Annotated in this window: 12 protein-coding genes and 1 pseudogene; 6 read left to right on the forward strand and 7 right to left on the reverse strand. The window is 71.4% G+C overall.

What is annotated here, in order from left to right; all coding sequences use genetic code 11:
* Positions 1 to 113: 113 nt before the first annotated feature.
* From IG64_RS03010 to IG64_RS43200, 5 genes and pseudogenes are all read left to right on the forward strand, one after another.
* Complete coding sequence (locus tag IG64_RS03010) at positions 114 to 2,312, forward strand: discoidin domain-containing protein (protein ID WP_078883748.1); 2,199 nt, start codon at positions 114 to 116, stop codon at positions 2,310 to 2,312.
* Between the two features lie 150 nt (positions 2,313 to 2,462).
* Positions 2,463 to 4,640, forward strand: coding sequence for a discoidin domain-containing protein (locus IG64_RS03015; protein WP_037851527.1), 2,178 nt, complete (start codon positions 2,463 to 2,465; stop codon positions 4,638 to 4,640).
* Positions 4,641 to 4,839: 199 nt separating this feature from the next.
* A complete protein-coding gene (locus tag IG64_RS03020; protein WP_037851529.1) occupies positions 4,840 to 5,934 on the forward strand; it encodes a DUF1996 domain-containing protein in 1,095 nt (364 codons plus the stop codon).
* A 153-nt stretch (positions 5,935 to 6,087) separates the two neighbouring features.
* Positions 6,088 to 6,525, forward strand: a pseudogene (locus IG64_RS43195) (glycoside hydrolase family 3 N-terminal domain-containing protein); the annotation flags it as partial.
* Between the two features lie 8 nt (positions 6,526 to 6,533).
* A complete protein-coding gene (locus IG64_RS43200) occupies positions 6,534 to 6,836 on the forward strand; it encodes a fibronectin type III-like domain-contianing protein (protein ID WP_037851532.1) in 303 nt (100 codons plus the stop codon).
* 99 nt (positions 6,837 to 6,935) lie between these two features.
* Here IG64_RS43200 and IG64_RS03035 read toward each other — a convergent pair whose 3' ends face one another.
* From IG64_RS03035 to IG64_RS03050, 4 genes are read right to left on the reverse strand one after another with little or no spacing between them, the layout of a single operon-like run.
* The gene (locus tag IG64_RS03035; protein ID WP_037851533.1) at positions 6,936 to 8,297 is read right to left on the reverse strand and encodes a GH1 family beta-glucosidase; all 1,362 of its coding nucleotides are present in this window, start codon (positions 8,295 to 8,297) and stop codon (positions 6,936 to 6,938) included.
* A gap of 27 nt (positions 8,298 to 8,324) precedes the next feature.
* Complete coding sequence (locus IG64_RS03040) at positions 8,325 to 9,206, reverse strand: carbohydrate ABC transporter permease (protein ID WP_037851535.1); 882 nt, start codon at positions 9,204 to 9,206, stop codon at positions 8,325 to 8,327.
* On the reverse strand, positions 9,199 to 10,191 hold the full coding sequence (locus IG64_RS03045; protein ID WP_037851679.1) for a carbohydrate ABC transporter permease: 993 nt from the start codon (positions 10,189 to 10,191) through the stop codon (positions 9,199 to 9,201). Before IG64_RS03045 ends, IG64_RS03040 begins: the two co-directional genes overlap by 8 nt.
* A 14-nt stretch (positions 10,192 to 10,205) precedes the next feature.
* On the reverse strand, positions 10,206 to 11,522 hold the full coding sequence (locus IG64_RS03050) for an ABC transporter substrate-binding protein (RefSeq protein ID WP_037851538.1): 1,317 nt from the start codon (positions 11,520 to 11,522) through the stop codon (positions 10,206 to 10,208).
* Positions 11,523 to 11,966: 444 nt separating this feature from the next.
* On the opposite strand from IG64_RS03050, the gene IG64_RS03055 reads away from it, so the two are divergent.
* Entirely contained in the window at positions 11,967 to 12,326 is a 360-nt protein-coding gene (locus IG64_RS03055) for a hypothetical protein (RefSeq protein WP_037851540.1), read from the forward strand.
* A gap of 41 nt (positions 12,327 to 12,367) precedes the next feature.
* On the opposite strand, the gene IG64_RS03060 is transcribed toward IG64_RS03055, so the two are convergent.
* From IG64_RS03060 to IG64_RS03070, 3 genes are all read right to left on the reverse strand, one after another.
* Positions 12,368 to 13,429 (reverse strand): LacI family DNA-binding transcriptional regulator, encoded by a 1,062-nt coding sequence (locus IG64_RS03060; RefSeq protein WP_037851543.1) that lies wholly within the window; start codon positions 13,427 to 13,429, stop codon positions 12,368 to 12,370.
* 218 nt (positions 13,430 to 13,647) lie between these two features.
* Entirely contained in the window at positions 13,648 to 15,159 is a 1,512-nt protein-coding gene (locus IG64_RS03065; RefSeq protein ID WP_037851544.1) for a glycoside hydrolase family 71 protein, read from the reverse strand.
* A gap of 155 nt (positions 15,160 to 15,314) precedes the next feature.
* On the reverse strand, positions 15,315 to 16,490 hold the full coding sequence (locus IG64_RS03070; RefSeq protein WP_234438367.1) for an LCP family protein: 1,176 nt from the start codon (positions 16,488 to 16,490) through the stop codon (positions 15,315 to 15,317).
* Between the last annotated feature and the right edge of the window lie 32 nt (positions 16,491 to 16,522).

A 16,522-nucleotide genomic window follows, 5' to 3' on the forward strand; every position in this document is an offset into this window, starting at 1 on the left:
GAAAGAAAAGCCGGTTGAACTTCTTGACCGCGACATGACGGCCGGGCATGGTTCCGGAGAGCGCTCTCCCGACTCCGCGCTCCTCACAACTCCCCTCCCCAGGAGACGACTTCATGTCCCCACATGCCAAGGACACAGTGCTGCCCCCAGGAAGAAGACACTTCGCTCCCGCGCGCCCGGTCACCGTCGGCGCGCTGGTGACCGCACTGGTCGGCGCCCTGCTCGTCCTGCTTCCGGCCCCCGCGGCGCAGGCCGCTCCCGTACTGCTGTCCCAGGGAAAACCCGTGACGGCGTCCAGTCAGGAGAACTACGGGACCCCGGCCGCCGACGCCGTCGACGGCGACCTCACCACCCGCTGGTCGAGCGCCGGCTCCGATCCGCAGTGGATCCGGATCGACCTCGGTGCGCCGGCCGCCGTCAGCCAGGTGGTGCTGCGCTGGGAGACCGCGTACGCCAAGGCCTACCGCATCGAGCTGTCGGCCGACGGCACCAACTGGAGCACGGCCTACTCCACCACCACCGGAGCCGGCGGAACCGAGACGCTCGATGTCTCCGGCACCGCCCGCTACGTGCGCATGTACGGCGTGAGCAGGGCGACGCAGTACGGCTACTCGCTGTGGGAGTTCCAGGTGTACGGCGGTAGCGGTGACGGCGGCGGCCCGACGCTGCCCGGCGGCGGCGACCTCGGCCCCTACGTGCACATCATCGACCCCTCGACCCCCGACATCCAGGGCAAGCTGGACGCGGTCTTCAAGCAGCAGGAGTCCGCCCAGTTCGGCACCGGCCGGCAGGCGTTCCTCTTCAAGCCCGGCACCTACGACGGCATCAACGCGCAGATCGGCTTCTACACCCAGATCGCCGGTCTCGGCCTGCGGCCCGACGACACCACCTTCAACGGGGACGTGACCGTCGACGCCGGATGGGCAGGCGGCAACGCCACCCAGAACTTCTGGCGTTCGGCGGAGAACCTCGCCCTCCGTCCGGTCAGCGGAACGGACCGGTGGGCGGTCGCCCAGGCGTCCTCGTTCCGCCGGATGCACGTCGAGGGCGGCCTCAACCTCGCGCCCGCCGGCTACGGCTGGGCCAGCGGCGGCTACATCGCCGACAGCAAGGTGGACGGGACCGTCGGACCGTACTCGCAGCAGCAGTGGTACACCCGGGACAGTTCCGTCGGCGGCTGGACCAACGGCGTGTGGAACATGACGTTCTCCGGTGTCGAGGGTGCGCCCGCCACCAGCTTCCCCACGCCCCCGTACACCACGCTCGACACCACTCCGGTCTCCCGCGAGAAGCCGTTCCTCTACCTGGACGGCAGTGAGCTGAAGGTGTTCGCACCGGCCAAGCGCACCAACGCGCGCGGCACCACGTGGGCGAACGGCGCCACGCAGGGCCAGTCGATCCCGCTGAGCAAGTTCTACGTCGTCAAGCCGGGCGCCACCGCTGCCACCCTCAACGCCGCGCTCGCCCAGGGCCTGAACCTGCTGTTCACCCCCGGCATCTACCACGTCGACCAGACGATCCAGGTGAACCGGCCGGACACGATCGTGCTCGGCCTCGGCCTGGCCACGATCGTCCCGGACAACGGTGTGACGGCGATGAAGGTCGCCGACGTCGACGGCGTGCGGCTGGCCGGTTTCCTCGTCGACGCCGGGCCGGTCAACTCCCCCACCCTGCTGGAGATCGGCACCTCGGGTGCCGGCGCGGACCACTCCGCGGACCCGACCACCCTCCAGGACGTCTACTTCCGCATCGGCGGCGCCGGTCCGGGCAGGGCCACCACCAGCCTGGTCGTCAACAGCGACGACACGATCATCGACCACACCTGGGTGTGGCGCGCGGACCACGGTGACGGCGTGGGCTGGGAGACCAACCGGGCCGACTACGGCGTCCGCGTCAACGGCGACGACGTCCTGGCCACCGGCCTGTTCGTCGAGCACTTCAACAAGTACGACGTCGAATGGCACGGTGAACGAGGCCGGACCGTCTTCTTCCAGAACGAGAAGGCCTACGACGCGCCCGACCAGGCCGCGGTCCAGAACGGCACGACCAAGGGGTACGCCGCCTACAAGGTCGACGACTCGGTCACCACCCACGAGGCCTGGGGCCTGGGCAGCTACTGCAACTACACCGCGGACCCGTCCATCCGGCAGGACCACGGCTTCGAGGCACCCGTGAAGCCCGGGGTGAAGTTCCACGACGTCCTGGTGGTCTCCCTGGGCGGCAACGGCCAGTACGAACACGTCATCAACGACACGGGCGGGCCGACATCGGGCACCTCGACCGTTCCCTCGAACGTCGTGTCCTACCCCTGATCCCCCCCTCTCATACCGGTCGCCGGGACCGTGCCGCCCGGGCACGGGCCCGGCCACGGCTCCCCCGCCGGGCCGGCCGCCTGCCCCGCACCCCGGCCCTGCGGGGCCCCGCCCCCTCCCGCAGCGAATCCAGCCGTCAGGAGCACACCCGTGTCCAGACCACCCTCCGCGACCGTCTTCGCCCCACGCCGGGCAGGTGTGCCCCTGCTCGCGCTCGGCGCCCTCCTCGCCTCCTCGCTCACCGTCGCGCTCGCGCCGGCCGCACACGCCGCCGGCACCCTCCTGTCCCAGGGAAGGACCGCCACCGCCTCCTCGCAGGAGGGAGCGGGCTACTCCGCCGCCGCGGCGGTGGACGGCGACCTCACCGGGACCCGGTGGGCCAGCCAGTGGAGCGACCAGCAGTGGCTCCAGGTCGACCTGGGCCAGGAGTCCAGCCTCGACCGTGTCGTCCTGACCTGGGAGAGCGCCTACGGCAAGGACTACGAGATCCAGGCGTCCGGCAACGGCACGGACTGGCACACCCTGAAGAAGGTGACCGGCGGCGACGGCGGCACCGACGACCTCGCCGTCTCCGGGACCGGCCGCTACGTCCGGATGCAGGGCCTGGCCCGCTCCGGCGGGTACGGGTACTCGCTGTGGGAGTTCCAGGTCTACGGCTTCGCGGGCGGCACCACACCGCCGCCGGCCACCGGCGCCGTGAAGGTCGAGGGCGCCCAGGGCGACTGGCGGCTGACCGTGGGCGGCCAGCCGTACACCGTCAAGGGAGTCACCTGGGGCCCGGCGATCTCCGACGCACCCGAGTACCTGGCGGACGTGAAGGCGATGGGTGCCAACACCATCCGCACCTGGGGCACCGACGGCTCCAGCAAGGGGCTGCTGGACGCCGCGGCGGCCGACGGCATCCACGTGATCAACGGCTTCTGGCTCCAGCCGGGCGGCGGGCCCGGCGCCGGCGGCTGCGTCGACTACGTGACCGACACGACGTACAAGAACAGCATGCTCACCGAGTTCGCCAAGTGGGTGGACGCCTACAAGAGCCATCCGGCGACGCTGATGTGGAACGTCGGCAACGAGTCGGTCCTCGGTCTGCAGAACTGCTACAGCGGCAGCCGGCTGGAGGCCGAGCGCAACGCCTACACCAGCTTCGTCAACGACGTGGCGAAGAAGATCCACAGCATCGACCCCGACCACCCGGTCACCTCCACCGACGCGTGGACCGGCGCCTGGCCCTACTACAAGCGCAACGCGCCCGACCTCGACCTGTACGCGATGAACTCCTACAGCAACGTGTGCAAGGTCCGCCAGGACTGGATCGACGGGGGGTACACCAAGCCGTACATCGTCACCGAGACCGGGCCGGCCGGTGAGTGGGAGGTGCCGGACGACGCCAACGGCCTCCCCGACGAGCCGACCGACGTGCAGAAGGCGGACGGCTACACGAAGGCGTGGAACTGCGTGACCGGACACCAGGGCGTCGCCCTGGGCGCCACCCTCTTCCACTACGGCACCGAGCACGACTTCGGAGGCGTGTGGTTCAACCTCGTACCCGACGGGCTCAAGCGGCTGTCGTACTACGCCGTCAAGAAGGCGTACACCGGCTCGACGGCCGGTGACAACACGCCGCCGGTCATCAGCGGCATGACCGTCTCCCCCGCCCACTCCGCCCCGGCCGGCGGTGAGTTCACCGTGCACGCCGACGTCCGCGACCCCGACGGCGATCCGGTCACCTACAAGATCTACCTCAGCGGCAACTACGCGAACGGCGACAAGCGGCTCGTCGACGCGCAGTGGCGCTCCACGGGCAACGGCACCTTCGCCGTCACCGCACCGCAGAAACTCGGCGTGTGGAAGGTCTACATCCAGGCCGAGGACGGGCACGGCAACGCCGGCATCGAGACCAGGTCCGTCAGGGTCGTCGCCCCGCCGGTCGGCGGGACCGACCTCGCGCTGAACCGGCCGGTGACCGCCTCCTCCTTCCAGCAGTCCTACGGCGACTGCCCCTGCACCCCGGCGATGGCCGTCGACGGGAACACCGGCACCCGCTGGGCCAGCGACTGGAGCGACCCCCAGTGGATCCAGGTCGACCTCGGCGCGTCCAAGGCCCTGCACACGCTCCAGCTCGTCTGGGACCCCGCCTACGCCAAGTCCTACGAGGTACAGGTGTCCGACGACGGCAGTACCTGGCGCCCGGTGCACACCACCACCGCGGGTGACGGTGACGTCGACACCTTCGGCGTGTCGGCCACCGCCCGCTACGTGCGCCTCCAGCTGACGGCGCGCGGCACGAGCTGGGGCTACTCCCTCCATGAGCTGGGGATCTACGGCTGACCGCTGTGCCCCGGACGCCGGTGGCGGGGTCCGGCCGGCACCGTGTCCCGCCACCCCGCACCGATCGCACCACCCGCGCGACACGTTCGGCAGGTCCGGCACGTGCGACACCTGCGACACCTGCGACACGCATGTGTGGCACATGTGACCCGCGTGCGTGCGCGCGGGCCCTCTTCCCACCCCACGGGCAGGAGACCCCATGAGATCGAGCCCGAAACGGCTTCCCGCACTGCTCCTCGGCACCGCGCTCCTCGCCAGTGCCCTGGGCGCCGGCACCATCGCCTCCGCCTCCGCCTCCGGGGACGGCGGGCGCGAGGTGCCCGTCGCGGCAGCCGTCGCCCACGCCGGGCACCCGGTGGCGGCGTCCACCCGGACGTCCGCCGACGACCCGGACGGCGACGGCTACATACCGGCCCCTGTGCCCGTCACCGGCGTCACACCGTCGTCGGCCGACCCGCCCCACCGCTACTTCCACGAGTTCCAGGCCAACTGCTCGGTCACCCACACCGCTCCCGACGACCCGGTCGTCTACCCGGGCCAGCCCGGCAGGTCGCACGACCACACCTTCATGGGCAACACCTCGACCGACGCCTACAGCACCACGGCCTCCCTCGACGGCGGCGCCACCACCTGCAAGGCGCCCGGTGACGCCTCGGGTTACTGGATGCCATCGCTGTTCAAGGGCGACCGGAAGATCCTGCCCGTCGGACCGCAGACGATCTACTACAAGTCCGGTGTCACCGACTACACCAGTGTGCGGCCCTTCCCCAAGGGGCTGCGGTTCGTCGTGGGCGGCCCGATGCAGAGCGCGGACGAGTTCCGCCACCACCCGGGCTTCGTCGAGGGCTGGGAGTGCGGTGACAGCTACTTCAACGTCGACTTCCCGGCGAGCTGCCCCGACCGGGCCGACGTCCAGCTCAACATCCGTTTCCAGGCTCCCAGTTGCTGGGACGGCAAGTACCTCGACACACCTGACCACATGAGCCACATGGCCTACCCGGTCGTCAGACCCGGCACCAACGACAACGTGTGTCCCGCCGGTCACCCGGTGGCGGTGCCGATGATCGAGTTCAAGATGGCGTTCCCGGTCAACGGTGACATGAGCCAGGTGCGCCTGGCCAGCGGCCGCGGCTACTCCTTCCACTACGACTTCTTCGACGCCTGGGACGACGCCACGCTCAAGGCGCTGGTCGGCCACTGCGTCGTGGGCGGCCTGCAGTGCGATGCCCGCGGCTACGACCAGACGCACCCGGAGGCGGGTGCCGCCCTCGACGAGAACTACCGGCTGCCCTGAGCGCCGGCCCGGTCCTCGCGGCCCGGCCGGGTTCCGCGCGCCACGTGCGGGGCCCGGCCGGGCCCTCTGCCTGCTCCCGCCGAGGGGGACGGCCGCCCCAGCACACCGAGGGGTGAGATGAGCGACGACAGGGGCACGGGCCCGGGCGACGGCATGAACGGCGACGTGGACGGCGACATGATCGACCGGCTCGACGGCAAGCTGAGCCCGGCGCGGAAGGTACGGCTGCTCACCGGCGCCACGACGTGGCGCACGGCCGCGGAACCCGGCATCGGGCTGCGGCAGATGGTCTGCTCCGACGGGCCGGCGGGCATGCGCGGGGAGAGCGGGGACGAACGGCGGACCTCCGCCCTGCTGCCCTCGGCCTCGGCCCTCGGTGCGCTGTGGGACGAGGAACTACTGACGGAACTGGGCACACTGCTCGCCGCCGGGGCCGTCCGCAAGGGGGTGGACGTGGTGCTCGCCCCGACGCTCGACCTGCCCCGCAGCCCGCTGGGCGGGCGGCACTTCGAGTGCTTCTCGGAGAACCCGGAGCCGGCCTGGCGCACCGGCGCCGCGCTGATCAGGGGCATCAAGGCGCGGGGCGTGGCGCGTTCACGGTGCGGGTCGGGCTGCGCAACACCGGGCGGCGCACCGGCCGGGAGGTCGTCCAGGTCTACCTGGCACGTCCGGGATCGGTCGTGGAGCGGCCGGAGCGCCGGTTCGCCGGGTACGCCGCGGTCCGCGCCGAGGCGGGCGGGACGGTGGCGGCGGACGTGGTCGTACCGGCCAGGGCCCTGCGGTACCGGTCCGAGGCGGACCGTGCCTGGCGCACGGAGCCGGGGACGTACCGCCTCATGGTCGGGCGCTCGGCCGGAGACCTGCGGTGGGAGGGCCCGCTGACGGTCACCGGCGGGCCGTGAGGCGGGGTTGACTTGCCGCCGGGCCGCCGGGCCGTGCGGCACCGGGCGCCGTCCGGCGGACGTGGTCCGGCGGGCGGGGCCCGGTGCCTGCGGTGCGGGTCAGATGGTGGCGAGGCCCTCGCGGTGCGCCCGCACGATCTCCGCGTAGCGCCGCCCGCTCGTCTTGACGGTGCGCTTCTGGGTCTCGTAGTCGACGTGGACGAGCCCGAAGCGCTTGTCGTAGCCGTAGGCCCACTCGAAGTTGTCCAGCAGCGACCAGGCGAAGTAGCCGGCCAGCGGGGCGCCCTTGCGGACGGCGCGGGCGCAGGCCGCCAGGTGCTGCTCCAGGTAACCGGTCCGGCCGGGGTCGTCCACGCTGCCGTCCGGGGCGACGGCGTCGGGGAAGGCCGACCCGTTCTCGGTGACGTACAGACGGCGGACGCCGTAGTCGTCGGTGAGCCGCATCAGCAGGCTCTCCAGGCCGTCGGCGTCGATCTGCCAGTCCATGCCGGTGCGCGGGACGTCGGGCAGACGGACTTCACGGGCGTACGGGGCCGGGCCGGTGGGGTCGTCGGTGACCGTGGCCGGGAAGTAGTAGTTGAGCCCGTGCCAGTCCAGAGGTGTGGCGATGGTCTCCGAGTCGCCCGGCTTCTCCGGGAGTTCCACGCCGTACAGCTCCCGCATGTCGGCGGGGAAGCCGCGGCCGTGGACGGGGTCCAGCCACCAGCGGTTGGTGTGGCCGTCCATCCGCGCCGCCGCGGCGACGTCCTCCGGCCTCGTCGAGGCCGCGGCGACGGTGGAGTGGTTGGTGACCAGGCCGACCTGTGCGCCGGGGACGGCCGCCCGGACGGCCTGCGCGGCCAGGCCGTGGGCGAGGAGCAGGTGGTAGGAGGCGCGGACGGCGGTGGTGAGGTCGGTGAGTCCGGGGGCCATCCGGCCTTCGAGGTGGCCGATCCAGGCGGAGCACAGCGGCTCGTTCAGGGTGGCCCACTGGGTGACCCGGTCACCCAGGCGTTCGGCCAGGACCGAGGCGTAGCGGGCGAGGTGTTCGGCGGTGGCGCGTTCGCTCCAGCCGCCGCGGTCCTGGAGGGTCTGGGGAAGGTCCCAGTGGTAGACGGTGACGCTGGGGGTGATGCCCGCTTCCAGCAGACCGTCGACCAGCCGGTCGTAGAAGGCGAGGCCCCTGGCGTTGACGGGGCCGTCGCCGCCCGGGACCACCCGGGGCCAGGCGACGGACAGCCGGTAGGCGTTGGTGCCCAACCGCCGCATCAGGGAGATGTCCTCGGGCCAGCGGTGGTAGTGGTCGCAGGCCGTGTCGCCGTGGTCGCCGTTGTCGGTCCTGCCGGGGGTGTGCGAGAAGGTGTCCCAGATGGACGGCGCGCGGCCGTCCTCGGCGACGGCGCCCTCGACCTGGTAGGCGGACGTGGCGGTGCCCCACAGGAAGTCCCGGGGGAAGGCGGCGAGGTCGATCGAGTCGGACACGGAGAACCTTTCGGAGGAAGCGGGGCGCTATTTGACCGCGCCGGCGGTGAGTCCGGTGACGAGGTAGCGCTGGAGGAGGAGGAATCCGGCGACCACGGGGACGCTGACGACGAGCGAGGCGGCCATGATCTGGTTCCAGTAGACGTCGTTGAGGGTGGAGTAGCCCTGCAGGCCCACGGCGAGGGTGCGGGTGGCGTCGTTGGTCATGACGGAGGCGAACAGCACTTCGCCCCACGCGGTCATGAAGGCGTAGACGGCGACGGCGACGATGCCCGGTGTCGCGGCCGGTACGACGACGCGCAGCAGCGCGCGCAGTGGTCCGCAGCCGTCGACGAGGGCCGCCTCGTCCAGGTCGCGTGGCACCGAGTCGAAGTAGCCGATGAGCATCCAGATGGAGAAGGGCAGGGTGAAGGTGAGATAGGTGAGGATGAGGCCGCCCCGGGAGCCGAACAGGGCGATGCCGGTGGCGTTGCCGATGTTGACGTAGAGGAGGAAGAGCGGGAGGAGGAAGAGGATGCCCGGGAACATCTGGGTGGACAGCACCGTCACGGTGAAGACACGTCTGCCGCGGAAGGAGTAGCGGCTGACCGCGTAGGCGGCGAAGACCGCGATCACCACCGAGCCGGCGGTCGCCGCACCGGCCACGATCAGCGAGTTCAGGAAGTACTTCGCGAGCGGGATCGTGGACCAGATGTCGATGTACGGGCGGACGGTGAGTCCGCTGGGCAGCCAGCGGAACTTCCCCGAGACGTCCTGCAGCGGCTTGAGCGAGCTGGACACCATCACGTAGACGGGCACCAGGACGAACCCGCCGAGCAGGGTGAGGAAGATCCGCCGGGTCCACAGGAAGGAGCGCGGCGGGGCCATCGGCGAACGGGCCGGCCGGGGCGCCCGGAGGGTGTCAGACATCGGCCGTCTTCCTTCCTCGGGAGGTCAGCAGCAGGTAGACGCCCGTCACCACCAGCAGGAACAGCAGGAGCAGGACGGACATGGCCGATCCGGTGCCGAAGTTCCAGGTGACGAAGGACGACTGGTAGATGTGGACCGAGACGAGGTCGGCGGCCTCGGGCGCCGACTTGCCGAACAGCACGTACGGTGTGTTGAAGTCGTTGAAGGTCCACAGGAACAGCACCAGGACCAGCACCTGGTTGACCGGCCGCAGGGACGGCAGGGTGATGCGGCGGATCTGCTGCCACAGTCCGGCACCGTCCAGGGCGGCCGCCTCGTACAGCTCCTTGGGGATGTTCTGCAGTCCGGCCATGACGATGAGGAAGGCGAACGGCCATCCCTTCCACACGGAGACGGTCAGCAGGGCGTAGAAGCTGTTGTCGCCGATGAGCCAGAAGGACGGCTTGCCGGTGAGGTGGAGCTGGTCGTGCAGGAGGTGGTTCACCAGGCCGTTGTCGTGCTGGAACATGAAGGCCCAGGTGATGACGGCGGCGTAGACGGGCAGCGCGTAGGGGATGAGGAAGACGGTGCGCAGCAGGCCGCGCCCGCGGAAGGTGTCCTGCATGAGGACGGCGGCCGCGGTGCCGACCGCCCAGCACAGGGCGACGGACAGGAGGGTGAAGCCGACGGTGACGAGGAAGGAGTGCAGCAGTGCTTCGCCGACCGGGCCGTCGACGTCCACCGACAGCTTGTAGTTGCCGAGGCCGGACCAGGGCGCGGTGCCCCAGTCGCGGATGTAGAACTGGGTGAGTTCCTTGAAGCTCATCACGGCGCCGATGACCATCGGCACCAGGTGGACGAGGAGTTCGAGGATCAGCGCGGGCAGCAGTAGCAGGTAGGGCAGGGCGATGCGCTTGATCCGCCCGGTGCGGCGCGGGCCGTGCGCCGCACCGGGCGGAGCCTCGTGCGCCGGCCGTGTGCCCGTCTCGGGGACAGTGGTCGTCATGAGGGTGTCCGTGCTCACTTCGCCGGCATCTGCTGCTGGGCCTTCTGGAGCTTGGCCTTCACCGACTCGGTGGTCACCGGGCGGCCGTCGGCCGCGTCCGCGAACAGTTCCTTGACGGCCGTGCCGACGGCCGTCTCGAACTGGGACTCGTCGGCCACCTGGGGCAGCGCGGCGGCGCTCGTGGCGAGGGTGCGGCGGAGCACCGCGGTGCCCTGGGAGTTGAACGCCGGGTCCGCCTGGGCGGACTTGACCGGCGGGATGGAGCCGTAGGCCGTGTTGAGGATCTTCTGCTCCTCGTCGCTCGTCATGAACTTCACGAACTGTGCGGCGCCGTCGAGGTTGTGGGTGTTCTTGAAGACGGCCAGGTTGATGCCGGCCACCATCGAGTTGACCTGCGTTCCCGTGCCCGGAGCACCCGACTGCACGGGTGCGGGGGCGACAGCCCACTGGGAGTCCTTCATGCCCAGCGACTTGAAGGTGGCGGAGGCGGTCTGCCACAGCACCATCGCCGTCCTGCCCTTGGCGAAGTCGCTCAGCGACTGGTTCTGCGCGTACTCGGCGTTGCCGGCGGGAATGACCTTGTCCTTCGCCATCAGGTCGACGTACTGCTTGACGGCCGCGACCGCTCCGTCGCCGGTGAAGTCGGGCTTGCCGTCGGCGGTGAAGAAGTCGGCGCCGTGCTGTTTGGCGAGCACGAAGACCTGGTGGATGTTCTCCGAGAGGCTGGACCCCTCGGCCCCGATGACCTGCTTGCCCTGGGCCTGGATCTTCTTCCCGTCGGCGGTCAGTTCGGCCCAGGTGGCCGGCGGCTCGGTGATCCCGGCGTCCGCGAAGATCTTCTTGTTGTAGTAGAGGGCGTACGACATCGAGTACAGCGGGACGGCCGCCGGGTCCTTGCCCGGGACCCCGGTCGAACCGAGGGCGGAGTCCACGAAGCGGTCCTTGCCGCCGATCTTGGCGAAGTTGGCCGCGTCCCACGGCAGCAGCGCGCCGGTCGCCTGGAGGGAGGCGCTCCAGGTGTTGCCGATGTTGAGGACGTCGGGTCCCTGCCCGGAGGTGGTCGCGGTCAGGATCCGGTTCAGCAGATCCGACCAGGGCACGACTTCCAGCTTCACCTTGATGCCCGTCCGCTTCTCGAACTTGTCGAGTTCGGGCTGCAGGACCTTCTTGTCCACGGAGATGCCGGCACCCTGGTTGGAGGCCCAGTAGGTGAGCGTCTTGGGCGAGTCGTTGGACCCGCCGCCCGTGGACGAACCGCCTCCGCAGGCCGTGGCCGCGAGGGCGAGAGACAGGGTGACGGCGCCTACGGCCGCGGCTCGGATGTTGCGCATGGCTCCTGGTGTCCCTTTCCGGGAGTTGACAGCCGTGGACCACCTCGAAAACGCCGGGAGCGTTCGACTTCTGAAGGGGCGGGCGGCTTAATTTAGAATGTGAGTTAAGCCTCGCAAGAAGAAGGCGTCAAGAGGTTCGACCAGGGACCTTGCGCGACCGGCCGGCGAACCTGGGGACCAGGCGGCGGGGCACGGGGACTGCACGGTCCATGACCTGCGGCGCAAGAGCCCGGACGGCGTTTCGCAACAGTTGTGTTGCGACGCGTCGAGGGGCGGGCCGGGCCTCGACGGCGAGCCGGTGCTCGTCGGTCCGCCCGTGAGCCGATGCCGAGGATGCCGGCGACGATGTCGTGCGCTCCCGGCTCCGCAGCGGTGAACACCGTGAGGGGTGCGGCGAGTCGAATGCGCTCGACGCGGCGCGGCCCCGGTCAGGACAATGGGCGTATGACCCTCCTTGTGCACACCTTCGTGTACGACGCCGACGGCGGCCACCACTTCCTGGACGACCCGGAGCACGGCGACACCCTGGCGGGTTTCGAGAGCACCCGCGCCGGGCTGTGGGGGTCCGAGGCCTTCCGGAGCCTGGGATCCCGCTTCTTCCCTCGGCTCGACGGCGACAACCTCTGTGTGGAGCGGGAGGAGATCGACGACTTTCTGGCGGAGTGCGAGGCGATCCGTCCGCACCTCGCCCACCTCGCCGTACAGACGGGTCACGACACCGGCTACGTCACCAAGCGCTTCGACAACATCGTCGCCGCGGCGTTGCGCGCCAAGGCCGAAGGCGGCGGGATCCTCGTCTGGTGACCACGGACCGGACGATCCGCGATCTCCGCCGGCGGTTCAGCTCATGCCGAGGAGGGACGTGGTCGCGTGGTGTCCCGCACGACCAGTTCGGGGTCGAAGACCACGGACGTGGGTTCGATCCGCTCCTTGCGGATGTGTTCGTCCAGGAGCCGGGCCATCTCCGCCGCCATCCGCTCGACCGGCTGGCGGACGGTGGTCAGGGGCGGCACGCAGGACAGGGCGATCCCGGAGTCGTCGAAACCGATCACCGCGACGTCGTCGGGCACCCGTCTGCCGCGCTCGCGGAGCGATCGGCACACGCCCTGGGCCATCAGGTCGTTGGCCGCGAACACCCCGTCGACCTCCGGGTGTCCGGCGAGCAGCCGCTCCGCGGCCGCGATCCCGCTGCCGAGGGTGAAGCCGCCTTCGGCGACGGGCACGTGCGGAAGTCCGTGCGCGGCCATCGTGTCGCGGAAGCCGGCGAGCCGTTCCCGGCTCGCGGACACGGCGAGCGGTCCGGCCACGGTGGCCGGCCGGCGGCAGCCGCTCGCCAGGAGGTGCTCCGCCGCGAGCCGGCCGCCGTGCCGGTGGTCCAGGTCCACGTAACTCAGCGGGAGGAGGCGTGCCGGGCGGGCGAACAGCACGGCGGGCAGCCCTGCCCCGGCCAGGAGCGCGGGCAGCGGGTCGTCGGCGTGGGTGGAGACGACGAGCGCGCCGTCGGCGCGGCCCTGGCGCAGACAGGTGAGCACCTCGCGCCGGTCCTCGGCGGACTCGGCGAACATGAGGACGGGGTGCATGGAGCGGGGGCGCAGGAAGCCGACGACGCCGGCGACCACCCGTCCGAAGAACGGGTCCGCGAAGACCCGGGCCACGAAGGCGTCCTGGCCGCCCTCCGGAGGGCCGCCCGCTCCGGAGACGACGAGCGCGATGGTCTCGGCGCGCCGGGTCACCAGCGCCCGGGCGGCCCGGTTGGGGGCGTAGCCGGTCCGCTCGATGGCCCGGTTCACCAGCTCCTGGATCGCGGGGTCCACATTGCGGACGCCGTTGACGACCCGGGAGACGGTCGCCCGGGAGACACCCGCTTCCCGGGCGACATCCTCCAAGGTCGGGGCCTGATCGCTCATGCCCGCACCCTAACGGCCCACCGGAAACACCGTACAGAAGCGCTCTCGCGCCTCCTGCCGGCCGCGGTCGTCACTGTCCCGGCCGGCGTGCCTCGGCCACCGGGACGGCCGCCGCACGCGCCGCGAGCCAGGTGCACTGCACCCGACGGACCGGTGTCCCACGGGTGCCGTCCACCGGGTGCCCGTCCGCAGGGTGGACACCGCCCCGCGGGCGCGGGTCAGCGGCGGCTGGAGACCCCGTAGTACTGGAGGTCCTGCACGGTGACCGTGCGCCGTGCCGGGTAGCGGGTGGTGACCTCGGTGACGGTGGTGTCCCCGCGTCGGACCACGGCCTTGGTGCGGCCGGGGCTCAGTTCCAGGTACCGGGCGTGTACGCCGGCGGGCGCACGGTAGGTGTGCGGCACGGTGCCGGCCTGCGCGAGGACCGTGGCGGGCGCGGTCAGGAAGGTGAGGACCTCCACCTGGTCGCGCGGGGCCGCGGTTCCGGGGCGGGGGCGCATCAGCCGGGGCTGGAGCGGGGCGCTGCGGGTGTCCGTGAACTGGACGCGCGAGGTGACGTACACCGTGTCGCGGACGATGCGCGGCCAGGCCCCGGTCTTGAAGCGGGTCAGGTAGTAGGAGGAGATGTCCAGGTAGGTGTGGCCGTTGTGCAGCGAGGGGGCGAACTGGCTGCCCTCCGAGTAGTCGTTCCAGGTGGTGAGCTGCACCCAGTCCGCACCGTCGCTGATCGCGTGGTTCCAGGTCGACCGGAGGGTGGCGGTGTTGCCCGCCTCGTCGTAGACGCCCTGGTTGGGCCGGGCGTCCTGCACGGAGACGGCCTGCATCCACTTCTTGCCCAGGGCGTGGGCGAGCCGGACGTCCCCGGGGACGTCCCCCTGGCGGGTGTAGCTGCGGTTGCCCCAGGAGGAGAAGGCGTAGCTGATCGGGGCGAACCGCTCGGCGTTGGCGCGGAAGTCCAGGAAGACCGGGACCAGGGCGGTGCGGATGCCGTGGTCGCGCAGCCGCGCGGTGACCTGGCTCCACCAGGCGGGGTCCTGCGCCTCGGCCTTGAAGGGGGAGACCACCAGGCGTCCGTCGGCCAGCCGGTGGGCGGCCGGGGACGCGGCGAGCCGGGCCAGCGCGTCGGCCAGGGTCCGGGGGTCGGTGTGCAGGGAGGTCATGTCCGGCATCAGCACGATCCGGAAGCCGGGGTCGACGCGGTGCGCCGCGCGCAGCAGCAGGTCGACGCGCTGCCGGTTGGGGCCGGCCAGGGAGAGGAGGTCGACGGTGAAGCCGTCGAGGCCGGCGTCCCGTGCGGTCCTCACCTCCTTCTCCAGATCGGCGAGTTGCCAGTCGCCCGGGGACCGCGGGACGGGCAGGGGCCGGTCACGCAGCAGTCCGCCGTAGGCCGCGTGCCTGCCCTGTTCGCCCTGGGGCGTGAGGTAGTTGCGTGCGTAGTAGTCGTGCGCGGCGGGCTGGTTGTCCAGGGAGAGCGGGTACGGCGGGAAGTAGTGCGCGAAGACCAGGTGCGGGCCGGCGCGCAGCACCTGGGCGGCCGGCAGGTCGAAGGGGAGCGCCGTGGTGTCCGCGCGGTCGGCACGGGACGCGGTGCCGCTCCGGTCGAGGGCCAGGCCGGTGCCGGCGATCACGCCGATGAGCAGCAGGCCGGCCAGCACACCGAACAGGGTGCGCCGCCTGCGGCGCGTGGGCCTGCGGTGCGGGTGCGCGGGACGAGCGGGGTGGTCCGTCATGGGTTTCCTCCGCGGACGCCGGTGGGCAGCCGCTGCGAACTCTAGTGCAGGCGCGGTCGGTTGTCCGGTGAACGGGCCCCGCGGGGACGTGCCGCCCGCCCTCGGGGACGTGCGGCCCTCTCGTGGGGACGTGCCGCCCGGTCGCGGCGGGCCGGTCAGGGTGTCGTACCGCCCAGCACGTCGGCGTCGTGCGACTGGAGGTAGAGGTCGAGGGCGTCGTCCCGCATGGCCTGCCACAGCTCGGTGCCCGCACGCGGGTCCAGGAGGACCACGGACTGGCCGGAGATCATGCCGGTGCCCTTGGCGGGGGCGTTCATGAACACCATGTCCCCGGGGCGGACCTTCTTGTTGTCCCACAGCAGGGCGCGCAGGTCGCCGTCGCCGAGCCGGTCGTCGACGCTCACGGCGGCGGTGAGGTCGTCCAGCACCCCGGCCGCCTTGAGGGGGTTGGAGAAGGTCGAGGGGCGCATCACCTTGGCCATCAGCGTCCGCAGGAAGTACTGCTGCCGGTGGGTGCGGTCGAAGTCGCCGCGCGGGAGGTGGTGGCGTTCCCGGACGTAGACCAGGGCCTGGGTGCCGTTCATGTGGCGGCGGACGCCGTCCACGACGAGGTCCACCCCGCCGACGGAGTCGGTGAGTTTCTTGAAGCCGTCCCAGTCGATGACGGCGAGGTGGTCGACGCGCACCTTGGTCAGCCGCTGTACCGTGTCGATGAGCAGCGGCGGTCCGCCCCAGGAGAAGGCGGCGTTGAGCTTCGCCCTGCCGTGCCCGGGGATGTCCACCCAGGCGTCCCGGGGCAGGGAGACGACGTACGCGCCCGAGTGGTCGGCCGGGAGGTGGACCAGCATCATGGTGTCGCTGCGCTGGGCGCCGTACTTCCATTCGGGGGCCTCGGCGTCCCGTCCGGTGGTCGGCAGGTCGGAGCGGCTGTCGACGCCGACGAGGAGGAAGGTCTGTCCCCCGGCGGAGGGTGCCGGCTGCGCCGCCGCCGGGACGTTCGTCGGGAAGGCGCCGGAGACGCGGTCGACCTTCCCGGTGTAGTGGTCGACGGCCCACCAGACGACACCGCCCGCCATGAGCAGGCCGACGGTGAACAGGGCGAGCGCCCCGAGGAGTACGCGGCGTGCCCGGCTCCTGCGGCGCTCCGGCCGCGCCCGTGTGGTGCGGGACGCGTCCTCGTCCGGCCGCGTGGGGCCGGCCGGGGATTGCCGGGGTCCTGCTCCCTGCCGGGGGACGCCGGCCGGTGAACCGGCTCCGCCCGCTCCTTCGTCCGCCTCCGCCATGACGTCCCGGCCCGCCGGTCCGCCACCGGCCGTGCTGAAGTCCCCCACCGCGCACCCCCACGATCGATCCGGCGCGGCCC

It is taken from the genome of Streptomyces sp. NRRL S-340, assembly GCF_000720185.1.
Taxonomy (GTDB): Bacteria; Actinomycetota; Actinomycetes; order Streptomycetales; family Streptomycetaceae; genus Streptomyces.